General features: G+C 63.5%; 17 protein-coding genes. 11 read left to right on the top strand and 6 right to left on the bottom strand.

Translation table 11 applies throughout. The features are described from left to right. Nucleotides 1–30 precede the first annotated feature (30 nt). The 4 genes from LK12_RS01620 to LK12_RS01635 all read left to right on the top strand — a co-directional run bounded on the left by LK12_RS01620 (nucleotide 31) and on the right by LK12_RS01635 (nucleotide 4,827). Complete coding sequence (locus LK12_RS01620; protein WP_039278502.1) at nucleotides 31–1,230, top strand: amidohydrolase family protein; 1,200 nt, start codon at nucleotides 31–33, stop codon at nucleotides 1,228–1,230. Nucleotides 1,231–1,279: 49 nt separating this feature from the next. Then, nucleotides 1,280–2,854 (top strand): MFS transporter, encoded by a 1,575-nt coding sequence (locus LK12_RS01625; protein ID WP_197063434.1) that lies wholly within the window; start codon nucleotides 1,280–1,282, stop codon nucleotides 2,852–2,854. Nucleotides 2,855–2,868: 14 nt separating this feature from the next. Beyond that, nucleotides 2,869–4,161, top strand: a complete 1,293-nt coding sequence (locus LK12_RS01630) for a cytochrome P450 (protein ID WP_039278505.1) — start codon at nucleotides 2,869–2,871, stop codon at nucleotides 4,159–4,161. 126 nt (nucleotides 4,162–4,287) lie between these two features. Beyond that, entirely contained in the window at nucleotides 4,288–4,827 is a 540-nt protein-coding gene (locus LK12_RS01635) for a CDP-alcohol phosphatidyltransferase family protein (protein WP_039278508.1), read from the top strand. 15 nt (nucleotides 4,828–4,842) lie between these two features. Here the strand turns inward: LK12_RS01635 and LK12_RS01640 are convergent, their stop codons facing one another. Continuing rightward, entirely contained in the window at nucleotides 4,843–5,883 is a 1,041-nt protein-coding gene (locus LK12_RS01640; protein WP_231568247.1) for a phosphotransferase family protein, read from the bottom strand. Nucleotides 5,884–6,031: 148 nt separating this feature from the next. Continuing rightward, nucleotides 6,032–6,877, bottom strand: a complete 846-nt coding sequence (locus tag LK12_RS01645) for an IclR family transcriptional regulator (RefSeq protein ID WP_039278513.1) — start codon at nucleotides 6,875–6,877, stop codon at nucleotides 6,032–6,034. A 270-nt stretch (nucleotides 6,878–7,147) separates the two neighbouring features. Between LK12_RS01645 and LK12_RS01650 the strand changes: the two genes are divergently transcribed. Continuing rightward, nucleotides 7,148–9,346, top strand: a complete 2,199-nt coding sequence (locus tag LK12_RS01650) for a putative bifunctional diguanylate cyclase/phosphodiesterase (protein ID WP_231568183.1) — start codon at nucleotides 7,148–7,150, stop codon at nucleotides 9,344–9,346. Between the two features lie 38 nt (nucleotides 9,347–9,384). Here the strand turns inward: LK12_RS01650 and LK12_RS01655 are convergent, their stop codons facing one another. Next, nucleotides 9,385–10,944: a class I adenylate-forming enzyme family protein gene (locus LK12_RS01655; RefSeq protein ID WP_039278515.1), complete on the bottom strand. Its 1,560-nt coding sequence runs from the start codon at nucleotides 10,942–10,944 to the stop codon at nucleotides 9,385–9,387. A gap of 187 nt (nucleotides 10,945–11,131) precedes the next feature. Next, nucleotides 11,132–12,529 carry a helix-turn-helix domain-containing protein gene (locus tag LK12_RS01660; protein ID WP_039278518.1) on the bottom strand — a complete coding sequence of 466 codons (1,398 nt, stop codon included), beginning with the start codon at nucleotides 12,527–12,529 and terminating at the stop codon, nucleotides 11,132–11,134. A gap of 150 nt (nucleotides 12,530–12,679) precedes the next feature. On the opposite strand from LK12_RS01660, the gene LK12_RS01665 reads away from it, so the two are divergent. The 4 genes from LK12_RS01665 (at nucleotide 12,680) to LK12_RS01675 (ending at nucleotide 19,407) form a co-directional block, all read left to right on the top strand. After that, nucleotides 12,680–14,272: an isocitrate lyase gene (locus tag LK12_RS01665; protein ID WP_039278521.1), complete on the top strand. Its 1,593-nt coding sequence runs from the start codon at nucleotides 12,680–12,682 to the stop codon at nucleotides 14,270–14,272. Nucleotides 14,273–14,388: 116 nt separating this feature from the next. Further along, nucleotides 14,389–14,559: a hypothetical protein gene (locus tag LK12_RS24840; RefSeq protein WP_197063435.1), complete on the top strand. Its 171-nt coding sequence runs from the start codon at nucleotides 14,389–14,391 to the stop codon at nucleotides 14,557–14,559. Between the two features lie 180 nt (nucleotides 14,560–14,739). After that, a complete protein-coding gene (locus LK12_RS01670; protein WP_082010294.1) occupies nucleotides 14,740–17,244 on the top strand; it encodes a putative bifunctional diguanylate cyclase/phosphodiesterase in 2,505 nt (834 codons plus the stop codon). A 147-nt stretch (nucleotides 17,245–17,391) separates the two neighbouring features. Next, entirely contained in the window at nucleotides 17,392–19,407 is a 2,016-nt protein-coding gene (locus tag LK12_RS01675; protein WP_231568185.1) for a putative bifunctional diguanylate cyclase/phosphodiesterase, read from the top strand. Between the two features lie 7 nt (nucleotides 19,408–19,414). Here LK12_RS01675 and LK12_RS01680 read toward each other — a convergent pair whose 3' ends face one another. Next, entirely contained in the window at nucleotides 19,415–20,245 is an 831-nt protein-coding gene (locus LK12_RS01680) for a TauD/TfdA dioxygenase family protein (RefSeq protein WP_039278525.1), read from the bottom strand. Nucleotides 20,246–20,342: 97 nt separating this feature from the next. Between LK12_RS01680 and LK12_RS01685 the strand changes: the two genes are divergently transcribed. Beyond that, complete coding sequence (locus tag LK12_RS01685; protein ID WP_039278527.1) at nucleotides 20,343–21,272, top strand: 1-phosphofructokinase family hexose kinase; 930 nt, start codon at nucleotides 20,343–20,345, stop codon at nucleotides 21,270–21,272. 44 nt (nucleotides 21,273–21,316) lie between these two features. Next, nucleotides 21,317–21,745 (top strand): DUF1801 domain-containing protein, encoded by a 429-nt coding sequence (locus LK12_RS01690; RefSeq protein WP_039278528.1) that lies wholly within the window; start codon nucleotides 21,317–21,319, stop codon nucleotides 21,743–21,745. 62 nt (nucleotides 21,746–21,807) lie between these two features. Here the strand turns inward: LK12_RS01690 and LK12_RS01695 are convergent, their stop codons facing one another. Next, nucleotides 21,808–22,236, bottom strand: a complete 429-nt coding sequence (locus tag LK12_RS01695) for an Hsp20/alpha crystallin family protein (RefSeq protein WP_039278530.1) — start codon at nucleotides 22,234–22,236, stop codon at nucleotides 21,808–21,810. Nucleotides 22,237–22,245: the final 9 nt, after the last annotated feature.

Below are 22,245 nucleotides of genomic sequence, written 5' to 3' on the forward strand. Positions count from 1 at the left end.
CCGGAAAACGGCAGGAGAGGAGACTGGAAGATGAGCGAGGCTGATCCAGCAATCCGGGACGGTCAGGTTACCGAGTGGCATTACGGCCCGATCTTCGATGCCGATGCCCACATCGATCCGCCGCACGACATGTGGAAGGACTACCTGCCCTCCCACCTCAAAGACCGCGCGCCCTACATCGAGCACGCGGAAGACGGCGACTACATCTGCTTCGAGGGCAATCGCCGCCCGTTCATGATGATCAACAACCAGGCCGGCCGCGAAGGCAAGAACTTCAAGATGAAGGGGCGTCTGGAAGACCAGCGCAAGGTCTGGGAACCCGCCACGCGCCTCGCCGACATGGATGCGGACGGCATGGACGCCGCGCTGCTGTTCGGCGGCGGCCCGCTCGGCACGACCGACGACGAGCTCTATCTCGCCAGCTACGAGGCCTATCAGAACTGGGTGCTCGACTTCTGCTCGGTCGCACCCGACCGGCTCTATCCCGTCGGCTATGTGCCGATGCGCGACATCGACGAGACCTGCGAGCACGTGAAGCGGCTCGCCCGCAAGGGCTTCCGCGCGATCAACCTGCCCGCCTTCCCGCAGAACAAGAAGGCATGGGATACCTCGTCGAACGTCAAGAACATGAAGTCCGGCCAGGTGGCCGCGCTCACGGGCGATCCGCATGGCGACCTGCAGTATTCGAACCCCGAATTCGACAAGCTGTGGAAGACGATCTGCGACGAAGGCGTGGTCGTCACCTTCCACCTCGGCGCCCGGGTCCCGCGTTTCGGTCAGGCCGAATTCTTCCTTCCCGACATGCCGATGAGCAAAATGGCCATGGCCGAGCCGCTCGGCATCTTCATCTTCAACTGCATCTTCGACCGCTTCCCCGACCTCAAGATCGGATCGATGGAAAGCGGCGTGGGCTGGTTCGCGTGGTACGCCGAATACATCACCCGCACCTGGGAAAAGCAGCGGTTCTGGACCAAGAGCGAACTCAAGGAACCGCCGACGTACTACATGGACCGCAACATCTACGGCTCGTTCATTCAGGATCGCACCGGCATTCTGTGCCGCGATCTGCCGGGCGGCAAGAACATCATGTGGTCTTCGGATTATCCGCACTCGGAAACGACCTTCCCCAAATCGCGCCAGATTATCCTGCGCGACTTCGAAGGCGTGCCCGAAGAGGACGTGAAGAAGATCATCAACGGCAATTGCCGCGAGCTGCTCGGCCTCGACTGAGGCCGGCCAGCCCTGTCAGCAAGAACGACAACAGCGCCGGGGAGAAGGCGTGGCGACAACATCTGGAACCCGGGCATCGGTGACGGCGGCAGCCGCATCGATCCCGGCCTCGGCCTATTTTGCCCTGGCCCTGCTCGCTTCGGCAAACCTGCTCAACTATCTCGACCGCTTCGTGGTCTCGATTCTGGCCGAAGCGATCAAGGCGGACTTGCGGCTCGACGATGCGCAGCTGGGCTTTCTGCTTGGGACCGCCTTCGCGATCTTCTATTCGATCGTCGGCGTGGCCATGGGCGGCATTTCGGATCGGCTCAGCCGCAAGAAGGTCATGGCCTTTGGTCTGGCGCTGTGGTCCGGCATGACGGCTCTGGGCGGCGCGGCAACCAACTTCATGACACTCGCCGCGGCCCGCATCGGCGTGGGCGTGGGAGAGGCCGCCGCCAATCCCTGCTCGCATTCGCTTCTTGCCGACATTTTTCCCCCGAAGAACCGCGCCCTCGCGCTCGGCGTCTATCTCGCCGGCACGTTCCTCGGCGGGGCTCTCGCGATGGCGGTGGGCGGTTACTTCCTCGAGCACTGGTCGACGAGCATGTGCACGGCGGTGCCCATTGCCGGGGCCTGCGATCTCGCGGCCTGGAAAGCGGCGCTGTTTGCCGTCGGTATCCCCGGCTTCCCGCTGGCCCTGCTGCTGCTCACCATCCGCGAGCCCGCGCGCAACGGCGGCAAGACGCAGCAGTCGACAGGCGTCATTGTTCGCGAGTTCTCGGCCGCATTGCCGCCCTTCACACTGATGACCGTGGCGCGCGAAGGCGGGCCGCTGGCGCTACGGCGCAATCTCGTCATTCTGGCAGCGATCAGCTTGGCCGCCGTGCTGCTTGTCGCCTGGACGGGAGACTACGCCCAGTGGATCGCCTTCGGCGTCGGCGCTTATGTCGTCGTGACCTGGGGGCAGATCCAGTCGCTGCGCGACCGCCCACTCTTCGCACTGACTTTCGGTGACCGCACATTCCTTTACGCCATGGCCGCCACCGCGCTGATCGCCTGCGTGGGCGGGGCCATCAATGTCTGGGCGGCCCCCTTCGCAATGCGCACTCACGCGATGAACCCCAGCGAACTGGGCCTGCGGCTCGGCGTGATCCACACCGTCGGCGCGGTCATCGGCGTGATCGCCGGCGGCTGGCTGGCAGACAAGTGGAAGCAGCGCGACCGTCGCGCGCCGCTGGGTATGGCCGCCATCTCGATCTGCGGCACCCTGCCCAGCGTGCTCGTCATGCTGCTGGTGGTGGAGGTGGACCTGTTCCTCATCGCCTACGCATCGGTCAGCGTGTTCGGCGCGATGTGGAGCGGAGCAACCGCTGCCCTCGTGCAGGATCTCGTGCTGCCGCGCATGCGCGGCTCCGCAGCGGCCTGCTATTCGCTGATCGCCATCGTCGTGGCCTCGGGCACCGGCCCTTACTGGGCCGGCAAGGTCAGCGCCGTCACCGGATCGCTGACTGCCGGTATGCTGAGCCTGCTGATCCTGGCGCCGATCGCGCTCGTGTTCCTCTGGCTCGCTGCGAAACGCCTTCCCCAGGAAACCCCCGAAGCCCGCCTCGCCCTGGCCACCGCTGCCGGCGAGCCGATCTAAACAGAGTAGCCCCGATGTCCGACGACGTCCTCACCGCCGACGACCCGCTCTACGAAGAGCTCTACGACGTGCGCCGCGAGGCGGAGTCGATGGGCAACTTCATCGACCGGGACGTCACGCCGGAAATTCATGAACTGCGCGCCAAGGGGTCCGTCCACAAGGGCAAGCTGCGCGAGATCCTGGGGCTGCCGGTCACCTACGAGCGCCACGTCAACGCAACCGGGCGCCAGCACTACACGGTTCTCACCTACGAGGCCTGCGAAACGGCGTTCCGCAATCCGGGGCTCTTCTCCAACACCGTGCAGATGGACCCGCGCGTGCCGGAAAAGGACAGGACCGGTCTGCTCGAGATCGATCCGCCCAAGCACCGCGCCTATCGCCGCACGATCCAGCCCAAGTTCCTGATGCCCGAGGCGATCGGCTGGTGGCGCAGCCGGACCATCGACAGCATCGTCGAGCGGCTGGTCGAACGCCTCTCGACGCGCGAGCGGGCCGATCTCAACATCGAGTACTGCGCCCGCATCCCGGTCTACACGATCACCACCGCCATCGGCCTGCACGGCAACGAGGCTCTGCGCTTCCGCCATGCCTACCTCAACAGCACCAGCGCCAGCCGCAAGATCTCACGCGAAGAGCGCATGCGCAATTTCCAGCTGGTGGAATCGCTGCTGATGGACCTCGTCGCCGCGCGCCGTGAGGAGCCGCAGGACGATCTGATCAGCTATCTCGTCGACAAGCCGCTGCAACTGCCCGGACAGGACCCGCGCCTGCTCACCGATGCGGAGATCATGACGCAGGCCAAACTGGTCATGGTGGCCGGTGGCGGCACCTCGTGGCGGCAGATGGGCATCACCCTCTTCGCGCTGCTGAGCAACCGCGACCAGCTCGAAGACGTGAAGATGAACCGCGAGCTGATGGACGATGCCATCGAGGAAAGCCTGCGCTGGGAACCGACTGCGCCCTATCACTACCGCCTCGTGATGGAGGACACCGAGTTCTACGGCCACCAGATCCCCGAAGGGTCGGTGCTCGAACTCGGCCTCGGCCCCGCCAACCGCGACCCTTCGCGCTGGGACCATCCCGACCTGTTCGACATCCACCGCCCGAAGCTCACCAACATGGCTTTCGGCCTTGGCACCCACCGCTGCCTCGGCATGAATGTCGCCAAGGTGGAGATGGCACGCGGGATCAATGCCCTGCTCGACGCCTTCCCGGATATGCGCTTCGATCCCGACGCGCCGACGCCCTTCATGACCGGTGGCCTCGAGCAGCGCGGTCCCTCCGCCCTGCCCGTGCTGCTGCGCTAAGATCCTGGCACGCTAAGGTATTGTCAGCAGTCTCTTTTCACTTGCCGCATGGGGCGTGCCTTGCCTAGATCGTCGCGCTGAACGCACAAGCGTCGCAAGGGCGAGGACAGGCACATCCCCAAATTCGTGACTCTGCTGACGATCTATCGTCTCGCCGCGGCGCCCATCGCGGCGGGCATGGCACTGGCGGGCCACCGGGACGCGTTCTTCATCCTTGTCATCGTCAGCCTGATCACCGACCTGATCGACGGGCCGCTCGCCCGTCGGCTCGGGCAGGTCACCGAACTCGGCGCAAAGCTGGATACGATTGCCGATTCCTGCACGGTGATAGCAGGCATATTCGGCCTCTACCTTCTGGACAGAGCCGTGTTCCGCCCGGAACTGCCGGCGCTCTACGTGTTCCTCGTAAGCTACGCCGCAGCCGCGCTGGCATGCCTCGTGAAGTTCCGGGCGCTACCGGCCTACCACCTCTACACGTCGAAGCTGGCGGCCTTCTGGTCCGGCGTCTTCTTCATCTGGCTCTATGCCTTCGGGTACTCGCCGGCGTTCTTCGTCTCGCTGCTGGCTCTGGGCGTGCTGGCAAACGTGGAATCGCTGCTGTCGACCTGGCGCCTCAAGCGCTTTCAGACCGACATCGGCAGCCTTTTCCGGATCCGCGACACCTGACGCGCCGCGTCCGTCTCAATCCACTTTCAGACGCTTGCGCATCATGGCTTCGTCCATCATCGGCGTGCCGCGCAGCTGCCCCAGACGCACGCCGGTGCAGGTCATCTTGAAGTGGGTGAATTCCTCGTACCATTCGAGGCCTTCCGCCGACTTGCCGCAGGTCTCTTCCCACAGCGCGATCGTCTCCTCGCGCGTGCCCATCCCTTCCAGATAAGCTCCATGCACCGCGCTGCGCCCGTGCATCGTTTCCGCTAGCGTGCAGAACCAGGCGAGATCGTGCAGTGCGCCTCCGAGCGAAGGCTGTTCCCAGTCCATCACCGCCACGACATCGAAGTTCTCGTCGAACATCATGTTGCCGATTCGCGCATCGCCCCAGACAAGGCCGGCCGGGTCCTGGTGGGGCCACGACGACTTGAGGCGCTCCAGCGCCGCGCGCAGGATCGGTTGCGGCGCGACCTCTTCCAGCCATGTGGTGAAGCGTACGTACTTGTCCCATTCCTGCGCCAGTCCCTGCTCGGCCCCAGCCGGCCCCTTGAGGAAGCCGAAGCGGTCGGTCGGCACGCACTGGATCGTGGCAAGCTGGATGACGGCGTTCGTCCAGAGGGTGCGGCGCTGCTCGGGCGTCGCTTCGCTCAGCCAGCCTTCGCGGGCGTAAGGCGGGATCGAGACAGGGACACGCCCCTGCTTCTTTTCCATCACGAAGAACGGGTTGCCGAGAAGCTCGGGATCTTCCTCGAACCACAGCGGCCGGGCCACGCGGACGCGTCCGTCCTCGGCCAGCAACTTCATGACCTGGTACTGTTCATCGAACAGGTTGTCCGGAAAGACAGTGAACGATCGCGGTTTGATCCGTACCACGCAGCCCTGCTCATGCTCGCGGCCGCCTTCGCTCCAACGCGCATCGAAAAGCACGGTTTCATGGCTTTGGCCGGCCCCGCGCGGGTAGGCGAGATTGCCGATGGCAATGCCTGTTGCCTTCGGCATCTGCCCGGACAACCAGCCTGCCAGCTTGCCGGCCAGTTCCTCTAGATCCCGCGTTTCCGGTGCAACGATCACGTCCGACAAGGCCACTCTCCCGCTCGTGGCGACGCCGACCCATTAGTTCGACATCGCGAATTTATTTTCGCTTATTTGATAATGAGACAGCGAATGCCGGTCAAGCGAGCAACGCCCCGCCTGCACGAAGTCTTTCGAACGCAGGAGATCAGTCGACCGGTGCGCTTCGGCCCGAAAGGAAGCCGGAAATGCGCCCACAGGCCTCCGCCAATTGGCGTCCTGCCTGCTCGATGGCAGCACCCGTCATCGTGGCGTGAAAGCCGGCCATGACCAGCGAGATCGTCACCCGGTTCCGATTGTCGTAGATCGGCGCCATGATAGCCATGAGCGGATAGGTCCGCTCCTTCTCAAGCGAGAGTTGCGGAAGCACGGGGGGATCGTCCGTCGCGGCGCGAATGCCGGGCTCCGATGCTTCCAGGTTTGCTCCCCCGCGGCGGACAAGCGCGATGAAGCCGTTTTCGCGAACGAAATCGAGCCCGGCGTGAAATTCGTCGACCTGTTCGGGCGACATGTCCGCATCGGTCCGGGCAAGCCAACTCTCCGCTTCGCGCGGCGATCGGGCATAGAACGACATCGCTTGCACCGCACGCATCGGCATGCGCGTCCCCAGCGGGACGGGATATCCCACGTGGCTGAGCGAGGCGGCGCGCTCGCGCAAGTGAATGGTATCACCTTCGAGGAAATAGGCGCCGCACACGACGTCGAATTCGTCGGCCAGTCTGCGCATTTCCGGCTGCGCGACCTGCAGCGGCGAAAAATGCTCCGCCGCCGTGCGCCCGATCGCCGCGAGGGCGGGGCCTAGCACATAGGTCTTGTCCGTGGTCCGATAGAGATAGCCCACGTCGACCAGACCAGTAAGCAGCGCATGGCATGTCGCGCGGCTGAGCTTGAGCGCGCGGACAAGGTCGGTCAGCGCAAAGGCCTGTCCGGGGTGATCGGCGATGAAATTCAGGATGGCGGCCACGCGGGCGACACCGGGGGAGGAACGCGACATGAGATCTTTCGCTATTTCGAATTTTTACGCCTATGGGGAAACGCCGGCGTTCGTCAATAGACGCGGGTATTCATTGGTGGGAACTTTCCCGATCCCGTTCGCCGCAGATACAGGTCCGATCGGCGAGGCAGCCGCGCGGTCCGATCCGGATCCATGAGGCGGGCGCCACCTGCTCGACCGAGGCACGCCTGCTTGCGACGAAAAGCAGATATTAACTAAACGACGGTACCGATACCCACAAAAGCGTTAACACTCGACAGGATGCCAGCTGTGGCTGTCAGAAACATTTTTTCCGGATTCGGACAGGCGACCACGCTGGGGAGATCCTCGAAATCCGTCGACAGGCCTGGATCCATCCCGGCCGCTGACCGTCTTTCCCTTCTCGATGAATTCGAAGACCTCGGGATCGGCTGGTTCTGGGCCACCAATGCCGAGGGTAACCTAATCTATATTTCGCCCAGGCTGCTCGACCTCATATCGGCCGATGCCGCAAGCGTGCTTGGCCAACCCCTTGGCAACCTGTTCGAGGCCGACCCCGAAAACCTCGACGAGAAATCGAGCCGCCCCCTCAATTTCCTCCTGGGCACCCGGCACAAGATTCCCGAATTGACGGTCCGCCCCAAAGGGGGGAACGTCAATCCCCTGTGGCTGCTGCTGTCCGGCCGGCCGAAGTTCGACGATGCGAACAACTTCCAGGGATACCGCGGCGGTTTCAGGGACATCACCGAGCAGTATCAGCGTGAACTCGAAGAGACGCGCCAGGCCACGTCGGATGCACTGACCGGCCTCGCCAACCGCCACCGGCACAACGCCCAGCTCGATGCCTACCTGCGGGCCTTCAAGAGCGCGAAGCGCAGCTGTGCGTTGATGCTGCTCGACCTCGATCGCTTCAAGCAGGTCAACGATACGATGGGGCACCCCGCCGGCGACGAACTGCTCCGTCAGGTGGCCGACAGGCTTCGCAACATCGTCGGCGACCACGGCGAAATCGGGCGCCTCGGCGGGGACGAATTCGCGATTATCTGTCCCGACATGGACGATTGCGGCAAGCTTGGCGACCTCGCCGAGAAGATCATCCAGATCGTTTCCCAACCTTATCCGATCGACGACAAGCGAGCGGTCATCGGCACATCCATCGGCATCGCGATCGCCCCACACGACGGCCTCGAACCGGAACAGCTCACCAAGAGCGCAGACCTCGCGCTCTATGCTGCCAAGAAAGGCGGACGTGGCCAGTTCCGCTTCTTCTCCGCCGACCTCAAGGACGAGAAGGAAGAGCGCCAGCTGCTTCTAGACGACCTGCGGCAGGCCCTGGAGCAGGACGAGCTGGAACTGCACTATCAACCCGTCGTGAGGGCAGAGGACGACGCTGTCGTCGGCTTCGAGGCCCTCATGCGCTGGGAACACTCTGAGCGTGGGCACGTGAGCCCGGGAATCTTCATCCCGATCGCCGAAGAATCGGGACTGATCATCCAGCTTGGCGAATGGGCGCTTCGCAGGGCCTGTATGGAGGCCATGAACTGGCCCGAAGACGTGCGCGTTGCCGTCAACGTCTCGGCCGTCCAGTTCGCCAATGCCGGCCTCATCTCGGCGGTCACCTCCGCCCTCGCGCAGAGCGGGATTGCGCCAGACCGGCTGGAACTGGAGCTGACCGAAAGCATCTTCCTGGGAGACAGCGAGGCGGCGGACCAGACGTTCAAGACGCTCAAGAGCCTGGGAGTGCGCCTGGTCCTGGACGATTTCGGCACCGGGTTCTCATCGCTGAGCTACCTGCGTTCAGCGCCTTTCGACAAGATCAAGGTCGACAAGAGCTTCGTCGAAACCTGTACGCTCAAGAAACAGAACAGCTCGACGATCATCGCCGCCATCGTCGGCCTTGCCGATGCCATCGGAATGGAAACGACCGTGGAAGGCGTCGAGGCCTTCGACCAACTCGAGCTGGTCCGTTCGAAGGGCGCACGCTTCATCCAGGGCTGGCTCTATTCCAAGGCCCTGACGCCGGCACAGATCGCCGAACAGGTCGGGCCCGAGCAATTCAAGATCAAGCCTTCCGGTCCCGATCGGCATCGGCCCGACCGCCGGACGGTTTTCCGGCGTATCGGCGTCATCCACGACGACCACCGCTACGATGTGGTCATGCGCAGCGTCTCGAAGTCCGGCGCTCTTATCGAGGGCCTGATGGGCGTGCCTTGCGGAACCGACCTCGTGCTGGATCTTGGCGGCGGACAACTTGCCTATTGCACGGTCATCAGATCGGAAGACGCGCAGATCGGCGTCCAGTTCGAAACGCCGCTCGTCAGCGACGGCGCCGGCGGCCTGTGCACGCGCCATCGCGTCTCGCCCTACGCCCTCGCGGCAGCCGGCATGCCGCTGGCAGCGCTGCCACCCGGAAACTATCCGTTGGCCATGTTGGCCGATGGCCCAGCCAACCCGCCGCGGTTCATGCAGGTCAGCGTAAGCAAGCCCTGACGGGAGGCGTCCCTCCGGCTCGGCTTTCGCGTGCCGCGTCAGGCGTCGACCCGGCCCAGCCGTTCGGCCATCATCCGCGCAATCTCGCGGCGGGCGACCTTGTTGGAGTGGAGCAGCGGCACATCCTCACGTTCCAGCCGGAAATAGGCCCGCGGCACCTTGTAGCTCGACAGGCGTTTGCGCATCTCGCCTTCGATCGCATCCAGATCGAGATCGGCGCCATCGCGCGGGACGACAGCGGCGACCAGCAGGTTGCCGCGCTCCTTGTCCGGCACGCCGACGACATAGGCGCTGTGTACGCCTTCGAGTGACTGCAGTTCCATTTCCACTTCGGCGGGCGAGACATTGGAGCTGGCCACCTTGATCATGTCACCGTTGCGACCGACGAAATGGATGCGGCGGCCCTGCGGACGATCCTCGACGAGACATAGGTCCCCGGTGCGGTAGTAGCCGTCGGGCGTGTAGTGCTCGGCCCGCTCGATCTTGTGCAGCCCGGCGGCGATCGGGTAGCCGCGCACCTGCATTTCCCCGGTCTCGCCGTCCCCGACCGGGCGGTTCTCCTCGTCGGCGATGCGAATTTCGTAACCCGGCGCGAAGTGGTCCATCGGCGCGCAGACCGGGCGGCCCGGCGCGCGGAAATCGTCGCCCCAGGAATAGGGGCCAAGCGACTCGCTCATGCCAAGGCCCCACCAGGGCTTGGGTCCACGGATCATCTCGAGATCTTCGTCCGCCAATACGCTGCCCATGGCGAAGCGGCTGTTGCTGAGCGTGCGTTCGGTGCAGACGACGACCGCCCCCGCTTCGAGCCCCGGCACGAGGTACATCATCAACCCGCCGACCCAGAACATCGGCAACATGCAGTTCACGCGCTTGCCGGCAAAGTGCTCCATCATCTCGCGCATGGTATGGCTGCGGAACAGCACGGGGCCGTGGTTGTGCTTGACGCCCTTGGGCAGTGCCATCGATCCCGAGGTGTAGATCTCGATCATCTGGTCTGCCGTATGGACTTCGGATTCCACCTCGCGCAGCAGGTCCTCGTCCACCGAGGCGGCGGCATCGGTCAGGAAACTCATCGGCGCGACACAGGACGGCAAATCGTCGCCCGTCGTCACGATCCAGCGCAGGTACGGCGCCTGTCTGACCCGCAGCGCCCCGCTTTCCTGTCCTGCGAGATCGGGCAAGGCATCGACGATGCGCTCCACGTAATCCTTGCCGAGCATCGTGCGGTTCATCACCACGCCCTGCACGTCCGACTGGCGCATGACGCGCACCAGTTCGTTGGCGCGGATCATCGTGCTGATCGGCACCGCGATGGCTCCGATCCGGCTGATGGCGGCCAGCATCACGGCAAAACCGGGCCCGTTGCCGAAGATGAAGCCGACGCGCGCGCCCTTGCCGATACCACGCGCCAGAAGGCCGCGGGCAATCTCCGCCGAGCGTTCGTCGAGTTCGCGATAGGAAACTGAATCGACGACATCGTCGCCATCCTCGAGAACCACCGCCGGGGCTTCGCCGTAGGCTGCTGCCGCGGCGCGGATCAGTTGCGGGAACGTCTTGGCCGAACCCGGTGTGTTCTGCCCATCCGTGTCAGTGTTCACTATGCGTCATCCTCTCGCTGGACCCTGCCTTGGAGAAGGTCGGTCCGTTCTCCCCACAATCCTGCAACCTGCGAAACCACAAGACAAGTGTCTAGCCCCGGCATCGCCCGACCGAGACCGTTCGAAATTGCAAATCTTTAGTCGATATTACGGAAACTTGTCCGAATGACAAGGCTGCGTGGCGCGGTCAGCTTTCGGCGAAGGCATAAGGTTGCGCGGTTCGCAGATAGTCGTCGGCGAGCACGTCGCGCCCGATCGGCGGCACGGCCCGCGCCGTGCAGGCGCTGCGGTGGCACAGGCGACAGGTCACGCCTATCGGGGTGGTCGGGGCATGGTCGAAATCGACGTCGCCGGCATAAACGAGCCGGCCCGCTTCCTCCGCCGCGCAGGCCAGCGCAACCGCACGCAGGACGCTCGGCTTGCCATAGCCCCTTCCTCCGCCGCGCACAGTACGCGCGATCGAGAAGAAGCGCTCGCCGCCGGGCAGTTCGAGCCACTGGGTCGCAATCTCGCCCGGCTGGCGGAAGACCTGGTGAACGCTCCACAAGGGGCAACCACCGCCATGCGCGGCAAAGGGGAAGCCCGCGCCATCGAGACGCTTGGACACATTGCCCGCCTCATCGAGCCTGATGAAGAAGAAGCCGACGCGCTCCTCCCCCGGGCGCTGCAAAGTGGTGAGCCGGTGCGCAACTTGTTCGAAGCTGGCGCCGAACAGGCTGCACAGAGCATCGATGTCGTAGCGCCGCTGCTCTGCCGCGCGAGCGAAGCGGGCATAGGGCATGCGGATGGCCGCGGCGCAGTATCCGGCAAGCGCGCGCAGCAGCAGCGCGGCCGTCGCGCGGCTGGAGAACGTCTGTTCGCGCAGGGTCTGCTTGATCTCCGTGCGCATCGCGGTGTGGGCGATGTGGGTGGCGATCTGGAAATCGCGGCTGGCAGCATCGAGCGTATCGGCGATCAGCAATTGCTGGTTGTGCCGGTCGAAACGGCGCAGCGAATCCATCAGCACATCCGGCGGCAGGAAGCGGACCCTCACGCCCTTCGCCCCGAGCCACTTTTCCGCGCCGCCCTTCTGGTCGATCTCGCCTGCGAGTTCCTCCGCCCTCTGATCCAGAGCGTGGAAGTAGTTGCGGTGGCTGGCGAGGAAGGCCTGCGCCTCGCGCACCGGATCGCCGGCTTCGCTGCCCGGCCCGGCGGCGCGCTGCTCGGCCAGGGCCTGCTGCTCGCGGGTATAGGCGCCGTGCAGGCGCAGCAGCGCTTCGGACACGCCGGGAAAGCTCATGGCGATGTCCGCCACTTCGAGCGCAGGCAGATCGATGTCGGCAAAGATCGGGTCGCGCAGCACGTCGGTCAGCCGCCGCGTGTACTCCTCGCCGTCGTCACCGGCGAGATCGGCGATGTCGAGTCGATAGGTCCGCGCCAGCCGCAAGAGCATGTCCGCGGTGACCGGACGCTGGTTGCGTTCGAGCAGAGCCACGTAGCTCGGCGAAATCTCCAGATCATCCGCCATCGCCTGCTGGGTCAGGCCCAGTTCGCGGCGCAGGCGGCGCAGCCGCGGGCCGAGGTACAAAGGACGGTTTTCTGCCATATCCCCACCCTCCTGTCACATCCACACAACTTTACAAGGAAAATTTGTAAAGTTTGACAAAGACACCTCACGGGGCATTTCGAGCGGCGAAATTTATGCCTAGGTGCAGCGCATCGAACAGCAACATTCTTCCGCAAGGGATACCGAATCGTGACTTACCAGAGCCAGATCATCGAAGCCGGAACTGCCATCGGCACCGAGCCCAACTGGAACGGCATCGAACCGGAATCGGTCGCCCGCATGCGTCTGCAGAACCGGTTCCGCACCGGTCTCGACATAGCCCGCTACACGGCGAAGATCATGCGTCAGGACATGGCCGCCTACGATGCCGACCCCGCCAACTACACCCAGTCGCTGGGCTGCTGGCACGGCTTCATCGGCCAGCAGAAGATGATCAGCATCAAGAAGCACTTCGGCTCGACGAAGGGCCGTTACCTCTACCTCTCGGGCTGGATGGTCGCCGCGCTGCGCAGCGAGTTCGGTCCCCTGCCCGACCAGTCGATGCACGAGAAGACCTCGGTCCCGGCGCTGGTGGAAGAACTCTACACCTTCCTCAAGCAGGCCGACGCGCGCGAACTCGGCATGATGTTCCGCGATCTCGACAAGGCCCGCGAAGCCGGCGACGAGATGGAAGCCAAGCGCATCGAAACCGCGATCGACAACTACGAAACGCATGTCGTTCCGATCATCGCGGACATCGACGCCGGTTTCGGCAATGCCGAGGCGACCTACCTGCTCGCCAAGAAGTTCATCGAAGCCGGCGCCTGCTGCCTGCAGATCGAGAACCAGGTTTCGGACGAAAAGCAGTGCGGCCATCAGGACGGCAAGGTTACCGTTCCGCACGAGGACTTCATCGCGAAGATCCGCGCGATCCGCTACGCCTTCATGGAAATGGGCGTCGAGGACGGCCTGATCGTGGCCCGCACCGACTCGCTCGGCGCCGGCCTCACCAAGCAGATCGCCTTCACCCGTACAGCCGGCGACATCGGCGACCAGTACAACAGCTTCCTGGACTGCGAGGAAGTCGAGGCCGGCAACGTCGGCCACGGCGAAGTCCTGATCAGCCGCGACGGCAAGCTGATGAAGCCCAAGCGTCTGCCCAGCAACCTCTACCAGTTCCGCCCCGGAACCGGTGAGGACCGCTGCGTGCTCGACTGCATCCACGCCCTCCAGAACGGCGCGGACCTGCTTTGGATCGAGACCGAGAAGCCGCACATCGGCCAGATCGGCGGCATGGTGAACCGCATCCGCGAAGTCATGCCCAACGCCAAGCTGGTCTACAATAACTCGCCCAGCTTCAATTGGACGCTCAACTTCCGCCAGCAGGTGTTCGACGCCTGGACCGAAGAAGGCCGCGACATGTCGGCATACGACCGGGCGAAACTGATGAGCATCGACTACGACGGCACAGAGCTGGCGGCGGAGGCCGACGAGCGCATCCGCACCTTCCAGAAGGACGCGGCGCGCGAGGCGGGCATCTTCCATCACCTGATCACCCTGCCGACGTACCACACCGCGGCGCTGAGCACCGACAACCTCGCCAAGGAGTACTTCGGCGAACAGGGCATGCTCGGCTACGTCAAGGGCGTCCAGCGCGAGGAAATCCGCCAGGGCATCGCCTGCGTGAAGCACCAAAACATGGCCGGCTCCGACATCGGCGACGACCACAAGGAATACTTCGCCGGCGAAGCCGCCCTCAAGGCGGGCGGCGAGCACAACACGATGAACCAGTTCGCGGCGTGAGCGCCACGGGCGACCATCTGAGATTGCCGAGCGGAGCCTCGCTACCCCTCGTTCCGCTCGGCGAACAACCCGCTCACGGGATCAAACCACGCGAGCAAAGGAAAGGAGACGTGAAAATGACGAATGCCACGATCGAACCGACCCGCGCGCGCGCGGTACTCTCGAACGAAGACTTCAAGTTGCTGCAGGAAGCGGTTCGCTTCTACCTGCAGGCCCACCAGGACGACCCGATCTCTTCCAAGTATTCCAACCTCTACCACCGCCTCGGATCGGCCGTCCGCCGCTGAGGTTAAGCACAAGTTTTCCTGGGGAGGAAAGCTTGGCCCGTCGCACACCGGTGCGACGGGCCATTTTGCGTTGTTCGCAATTCTTACCAACGACTTAAGCGCCGCGTCTTCACTACTCGGGGAAATTGCGCAGACGGTGCTTATGGTAAATGCAATTGCCAGTCCTCTAGGCCCGCATCCATGGGGGACTTCCACGTCAATCCAATTGCCAGTCTGTACCTGGGCGTCAGGGACCTGCACCGACCTGAAATGGTCATGCTGGCCCTGGCTGCGGCAACCTTGCTGGTGGGGTCGGCGATGGTCCTTGCTTTTAGTCATGCTCGCGGCGAAGGCATCGCCATGCGCTGCGCACGCGCCGGATTCACGGGGCTTTCGCTCGCTGCAGGCGGCTGGGCCGCACATGCCATGGTGCTGCTGCCCGGACGTTCGCCTGCGAACATCACAGCGTGGATTCCGTCGGCAACCCTGGGGCTTGCCGTCGTCGGCCTGCTTCTCTCGTTCGCAGCGTGCCGTTTCCGCACCGCAATGGATCGCAGCGACCTGCAATTTTCCATCCTGGTCAAGAACACGTCCGACTATGCGATCTGCATGCTCGATCGCGACGGCCGCATCTCGCAGTGGAATGCCGGCGTGCAGGCCCTGACCGGATATCGCGAACAGGACGTCATCGGCATGCCGATCGCACGGCTGTTCACCGTGAAGGACAGCTCCGGCGGATTGCCGGATCGCATCCTGAACCGGGCTAGACAAACCGGCATCTGCAAGGGCTTTTGGGTGTGCCGCCGCTACGATGGCACCGAATTCTGGGCGGAGAGCACGCTCGAAAAGGTGTGCGATGCCAAAGGCAAGCATCTCGGCTTCTCGCTGATCACGCATGACGTGACCAAGATCAAGGAGACGCAGCAGTTCGCGTCCGAAGCTTCAGCACGCCTCGATACGGCTCTAGAAAACATGCACGAGGGCCTTTGCCTTTTCGATGCCGACGAGCGTATCGTCCTGTGCAACCGGCGTTTTCGCGAATTCTGGCAACTCGAGGAAGCGGACACCCTTCCCGGCACCCCGCTAGGCCGCCTGATCGTTGCCGGCTTCATGAACCCGGACGGGACTGACAAGGCAGCGGAGCACCTCTGGGCCTTTCGGCAAATGCGCGACGAAGCGCTTTTCGAGGGAACCAGCCACCCGCTTGCGGCGCAGTTGGGCAAGCACCGCGTCGTCTCCATCGCCAACCGGGGGCTGCCCGACGGAGGCTGGGTGACGACCTGCACGGACATCACCGAACAGCGTCGCTCCGAAGCCAAGATCGAGCACATGGCGCTGCATGATCCGCTAACCGGATTGCCCAATCGCATTCGCTATGCACGACGCCTCGACACCGAGTTGGAGCAGGCCGCGGAAGCTGGGCTTCGCGTTGCCGTGATTTCCATCGACATCGACCGTTTCAAGGAAATCAACGATGCACACGGCCATGCCTTCGGCGACGGCCTGTTGCAGGTGATGGCGAATCGTCTGTCGGCCAGCTGCCGCGACGGCGAACTCGTGGCACGCCTCGGCGGTGACGAATTCGCGGCTGCCAAGTCCTATGCCGACCGGGCCGAGCTAGATGATTTCATAGCCCGCCTTCGCAGTGAGCTGATCGCGCCGGTGAAGATCGGGGAACAGACCGTGAGCGTGGCGGTGGGCATAGGTATCGCGAACTTCCCCGATGACGGAAAGAAACGGGAGACGCTGCTCAACAACGCGGATCTGGCAAGACGACGGGCGAAGGCGTCCGTCGGCCAGACCGTGTGTTTCTTCGAAGCGGGTATGGACGAAACGGCAAGAAAACGCCGCGAACTGGCCATGGATCTGCGTCTTGCCGAAGAACGGGGGGAATTCGAGCTGCACTACCAGCCGCAAGTTTCGCTCAAGACGGGAGAACTCAGCGGCTACGAAGCACTGCTGCGCTGGCGCCATCCCAGGCTCGGCCTGGTCCCGCCTTCCGAATTCATTCCGCTGGCCGAACAGACCGGCGATATCATCGCCATTGGCGAATGGGTGCTGCGGCAGGCCTGCCTGGAAGCACGCAACTGGCCGTCGCCGCAAAAGGTGGCGGTCAACCTGTCTCCAGTGCAGTTCCTGCAGCCGGGCCTGGTCGACCGTGTTCGCGCGATCCTGGTCGAATGCGGCCATTCTCCGCGGCAACTGGAACTGGAAATCACCGAGACGGCCATCATCACCGACAAACTGCGAGCCCTGCATTGCCTCCGCCAGTTCAAGGCCATGGGCGTGAAAATCGCTCTCGACGATTTCGGCACCGGCTATTCGTCGCTCGATACGCTTCATTCCTTTCCGTTCGACAAGATCAAGATCGACAAGTCCTTCCTGTCTCGGTCGGAAAACAACCCTCAGGCGCTCGCGATCATCCGCACCGTGCTCGCGCTCGGCAGCAGCCTGCAGATACCTGTCCTCGCCGAGGGGGTGGAGAATGAAAGTCAGCTCCGGATGCTTGAATGCGAAGGCTGCGATGAAGCCCAGGGCTTCTATTTCGGCTGGCCCGCCCCTGCACCCGGCCTAGACGCACATGAGGCAGCTATCCTGTTGCCGAAACGGGGGACTGCCGGCATGCCGGCAGGTACCATCGACGCGTTCGCACCTGCACTACCCGCCATTGCCAGAACGGACCAAGCTACTGCAAAAAAGATGTAAATCCTTATTCGCATTAGCAAGAATATTAACCCCTGCCGGCATAGTATCTCGGCCTGAAGAAGCGGGGTTACGGTGCATCGGCGGTTTTCTGAGGATCAGTCCGGTTTAGAAAGACGCGGACAACCGGTTCAGTCGCTCGATCATGCGTTGGAGGCTGCCTCCCGTGCGGAAAAGCGTCTTCGCGAAGCGATCGAGGCACTACCGCAGGGCATCGTCTTCCTGGACGAGAACGACCGCTACATCCTCTGGAACAAGCGCTATTCCGAAATCTACGAAAGGTCCGCCGATCTGCTCGCCCCGGGCGTGAGGCTGGCCGATACCCTTCGCGTGGGGGTGGAGCGGGGCGACTATCCCGAGGCGATCGGCCGTGAGGAATCATGGATCGCCGATCGCATGAAGCGTCTCCACCAGCCGGGCGTGCGGCATGAACAGTGGCTAGCCAATGGCCGTTGCATCATGATCGAGGAGCGCAAGGTCGACGGGTGCGGCACTATTGGTATTCGCGTCGACATCACCGACCTCAAGCACAAGGAAGAAAACTTCCGCCTGCTGTTCGAGCGCAATCCGCTGCCGATGCTGGTCTATGACGTGGAAACGGGCCAGATCCGCTCCGCCAACGAATCCGCCTGCGCGTTCTTCGGCTATGCTCGCGAGGAAATGGCGGACATGTCCGCCCACGCCCTCTTCCCCCGCGACGTCAGGGCCCGCGCTTCGGCGATGCTCGGAAGCGATTATTCCAATTCCAACGACTGCTGGCAGATGCTGCGGAGCGACGGATCGAGTGTGGAAGCCGTGATTGCCACCCGGCTTTCCCAGCTCGAAGGCTATTCCGCCACGATCGTCTCGATCTTCGATGTCACCGAACGCCGCCGCATCGAACAGCGCATGACGCATATGGCCCGCCACGACGAGTTGACGGGACTGGCGAACCGTGCCCATTGCCGGGAACACTTGTGCGAGGCGCTGAACCAGTCGGCCCCGAACGAGACGGTCACCATCGCACTGGTCGATCTCGATCACTTCAAAGCCGTCAACGACACCTACGGCCACATGTTCGGCGATGCCGTGCTCACCGAAGCGGCCCGGCGCATGTTGAAGCTGATTCCGCCGGATGCGCTGTTGTGCCGGATCGGGGGCGACGAGTTCGCGATCATCTTTCGCCGCTCCAGCCTGGCGCAGGCGGAACTGGTGGCAAAATCGGTCATCACCACGCTTTCAGAGCCGTTCTTCGTGCACGGACATCTTATCCACATCGGTGCGACGGTGGGCTTCGCATGCTCTCCTCATGACAGTCGCGATCCCGAGACGCTGCTGCGGTATGCCGATCTTGCGCTCTATGCCGCCAAGGAAGAGCAGCGCGGCATTTGTCGCCCCTTCGAAACCAGCATGGACGAGGCGGCTCAGCAGAAGAGCCAACTCGAGAAGGACTTCCGCATCGCGGTGCGCGCCGGCGACCTGGAAGTGCATTACCAGCCCTTGGTCAACCTCGCGACGGGCGAGGTCGAATGTTACGAGTCCCTGTTGCGCTGGAATCATCCCGAACGTGGCCTCGTGCCGCCGGAAACCTTCGTGCAGTTGGCCGAGGATATGGGTCTCATCGACCATCTCGGCCGTTTCGTGCTGGACCAGGCCTGCAAGGAAGCCGTAAACTGGCCCGAGCATGTGAAGGTGGCCGTCAACGTATCGCCGTTGCAGTTCCGCAACGGCAACCTGATCAGCACGGTCATCAATGCCCTGTCTGCGTCGGGGCTTGCCGCCGGCCGGCTGGAACTGGAAATCACCGAGGCGGTGATGATGGAAAAGGGCCCGCGCCCCGGTGCAATCATCCGCAATCTGCGCGCTTTCGGCATCGGCATTTCGCTCGACGACTTCGGCACCGGCTATTCCTCGCTCAGCTACCTGCTCGATTACCCCTTTACCAAGATCAAGATCGACAAGGCCTTCATCCTCAACCTGCACCAGGAAGCCAAGTCGCGCGCCGTGATCCGCTCGATTATCGGACTGGGCAGGAATCTCGGCCTCACTGTCGCCGCCGAAGGCATCGAGAGCGAGATCCAACGCGCCTACCTGCGCGAGGAAGGCTGCGTACAGGGCCAGGGATACCTGTTCGGCAAGCCGGAACCTGCCGCCACGCTGCGCCATGCCGTCAGCCGCGTGGCCTGAATCGCTATCAGGCGCCCGCCCGCGCCTGCTCCTGCGCACGCGCCCGTTCCACCAGTTCGTCCAGCGTCGCCTCGGCCAGAGCCACGCGCTGCAAAGCCCTTTCCCCCGCGATTGGATCGGCCTGGGCCGTGCGCGCGTGCTGGAGCGCGATGTTGTCTATCATCAGCAGGTCGTGAAGCTGCCAGACATGCTCGTATCGCGCGCTATGGGCATAGAGGTGGGCAAAGAGCCGGTCGAGTACACGGCGGCTTTGCTCCTCGTCGAGTTCCAGGATCCGATCCGCGTGGTATTCGGTCACGAACAGCACCGGCCGCCCCGTGCGCGGGTGCGGCAGCACCGTGGGATGTTCGGCGATGAATACCGGCCAGTCGTAGCCGCTGGCGAACATGTCCAGCTTGTGACGCAGAGTCGTACCTGAAACGAGCGCCTTCAGATCGTCCGTTAAGCTGCGCCAGCCGGCCGCGCCGCTCACGAAGGTCGTCGACGTCGGCCCCTGCGGGAGCGCGATGGCATGCAGGCAGATGCCGCGAATGGGATGATCGGTATAGGTCAGGTCCGAATGGAACGGCAGCGCGACCGACCCTGCAGCATCGTCGTTGTGCAACACGGTGACGAAGTCGCCCTTCCCGGTGTTGTCGACCGGCGGCGGCGGACCGAACCATGCGGCGATTTCGAGCTGCCTTTCCGGCGACAGCGCCCCGCCGCCGCGGAACAGGAGCAGGCCATGTTCCTCCCAGGCGGACCTCAGGGCAGAGATCTCTGCGCCCGTTCCGCCCGATCGGGTATCGAAATCGAGAACCTCCACGCCGAAATCGCAATGCAGCGGCCGGAACTTCATCGGCCCTCTCCCCTTGCACTCTTGTTAGCCGAGTGCATGAAAGGTGCCCGATAATCGCCGAGGATTCCAGCCAAGACATCGTTCCGGAGCCTGCCAGATGAAAAGCATCGCCACTTTGACGATGAATCCGACCATCGATGTATCCTACGACATCGCCAGGATGCAGCACACGCACAAGATGCGCACCGACAACGAATGGTACGCACCGGGCGGCGGCGGCATCAACGTGGCGCGGGTTTTCGTTCGGCTGGGCGGCAATGCCCGCTGCTACTACCTCTCCGGCGGGGCAACCGGGCCAGCGCTCGACGGGCTGATCGACCTGCACCAGCTGGTGCGAACGCGCATACCCATCGCCGGCCCAACCCGCGTGGCTTCGGCCGTATTCGAGCAGGAAAGCGGCAAGGAATACCGCTTCGTTCCCCGGGGCCCGAAGATCGCCGAACACGAATGGCGGGATTGCCTTGAGCGCCTGGGCGCAGCCGATTGCGGGACGATGGTTATGAGCGGTTCGTTGCCACCCGGCGTGCCTTCCGATTTCTACGCCCGCGTAACGGAGTTGCTGCGTCCGCGCGGCATCGAGCTCGTGCTGGACAGTTCGGGAACGGGTCTGGCGCATGGTATCGATGCGGGTTCGCTCCTGCTCGTCAAACCCAGCCAAGGCGAGTTGCAGGCCTACGTTGGCCGAACGCTCGATACGCCCGATGCCATCGGCAAGGAGGCAATGCGCATCGTCGAGACCGGCAAGGCCCGGCTCGTGGCGGTGACGATGGGACACAAGGGCGCGGTGCTCGCCCGGGCGGAAGGCCCGGTCTTCCTGCCCGCACTGAAAATCGAGGCGGCCAGCGCGGTAGGCGCGGGCGACAGCTTCGTGGCCGGGATGGTCTATGCCCTTCATGCCGGCAAGAGCGAAACGGAGGCATTCCGTTTCGGCGTCGCATCGGGTACCGCGGCGGTCCTGCGCGCCGGGGCCGGGCTGGCTCACCCGGTGGACATCGAAGACTTGCTGCAGCAGCTCCAACCGCTGTAACGCTAGATCTCTGGCCCGAGCCGGCAAATCATCGAGGCAGGCCTATGAACGATGCGAGTTCACCCCGGGCGCGCATAGACGCCAAAATCGCCGAACTGGACGACTGGCGGGGCGCAACTCTGGCGCGAATGCGCGCACTGATTCACGAGGCGGACCCGGAAGTGGTCGAAACGGTAAAATGGGTAAAGCCCACCAACCCATCGGGCGTGCCGACATGGGAACATGCCGGCATCATTTGCACTGGCGAAGTCTACAAGGCCTACGTCAAAATGACGTTCGCGCGCGGCGCGGCCCTGAATGACCGCGAGGGCGTATTCAATGCCGGCTTCGGTGGTGGCACGCGGCGGGCCATCGACATTCGCGAGGGTGCAACGGTCGACGGCGAGGCATTCAAGGCATTGGTGACCGAAGCCGTCGCGCTCAACATCGACAGAGGTCGAAGACGCGCCACGCCGGCCAGCCCTGAAGACTAGCCGACCGGGACATGCTCCAGGGACCTGAAGGCGGCCGGCCAGATTGACTGGCCGGCGCCGCTTCAACCCACGCTGATCTTCTTTTTCGCGTCCTTGGCCGACTTCGGCAATGTCAGCGTCAGTATGCCGTCTTCGTACTTCGCCGAGGCTTCCTCGATCGAGACTTCCGCCGGCAACGAAATGCTGCGCGAGATGGCACCGTAGTAGCGTTCCGAGTGGATGACCTTGTCGTTTTCCTCATCGGCGTCGTACTGCGATACTTCAGCGGTGATGGTCAGCACATTGTTGTCGACGGAAACGTCGATCTGGTCCTTGCTGACACCCGGCATTTCGGCATGGACGACAAGATTGTCGCCGTTCTCCTTCACGTCGATCTTGATCTTGCCGGGGTGGGGCAAGGGATCGCCATGCAGAGGCGCAATCGAATAACCCAAGGGAAAGTCACGAAAGAGCTCGTCGAAGAGACTGCGGCGAGCAGGGGTTTTAGCCATGAGACCTCT

Source organism: Novosphingobium malaysiense (assembly GCF_000802225.1).
Lineage (GTDB): Bacteria > Pseudomonadota > Alphaproteobacteria > Sphingomonadales > Sphingomonadaceae > Novosphingobium > Novosphingobium malaysiense.

What these genes read in the sequence shown, in the direction of transcription:
- LK12_RS01630 (WP_039278505.1), top strand. Translation starts at nt 2,869, where the DNA reads ATGTCCGACGACGTCCTCACCGCCGACGACCCGCTCTACGAAGAGCTC.
- LK12_RS01680 (WP_039278525.1), bottom strand. Translation starts at nt 20,245, where the DNA reads ATGAAGTTCCGGCCGCTGCATTGCGATTTCGGCGTGGAGGTTCTCGAT.
- LK12_RS01685 (WP_039278527.1), top strand. Translation starts at nt 20,343, where the DNA reads ATGAAAAGCATCGCCACTTTGACGATGAATCCGACCATCGATGTATCC.
- LK12_RS24840 (WP_197063435.1), top strand. Translation starts at nt 14,389, where the DNA reads ATGACGAATGCCACGATCGAACCGACCCGCGCGCGCGCGGTACTCTCG.
- LK12_RS01695 (WP_039278530.1), bottom strand. Translation starts at nt 22,236, where the DNA reads ATGGCTAAAACCCCTGCTCGCCGCAGTCTCTTCGACGAGCTCTTTCGT.
- LK12_RS01670 (WP_082010294.1), top strand. Translation starts at nt 14,740, where the DNA reads ATGGGGGACTTCCACGTCAATCCAATTGCCAGTCTGTACCTGGGCGTC.
- LK12_RS01690 (WP_039278528.1), top strand. Translation starts at nt 21,317, where the DNA reads ATGAACGATGCGAGTTCACCCCGGGCGCGCATAGACGCCAAAATCGCC.
- LK12_RS01660 (WP_039278518.1), bottom strand. Translation starts at nt 12,529, where the DNA reads ATGGCAGAAAACCGTCCTTTGTACCTCGGCCCGCGGCTGCGCCGCCTG.
- LK12_RS01620 (WP_039278502.1), top strand. Translation starts at nt 31, where the DNA reads ATGAGCGAGGCTGATCCAGCAATCCGGGACGGTCAGGTTACCGAGTGG.
- LK12_RS01645 (WP_039278513.1), bottom strand. Translation starts at nt 6,877, where the DNA reads ATGTCGCGTTCCTCCCCCGGTGTCGCCCGCGTGGCCGCCATCCTGAAT.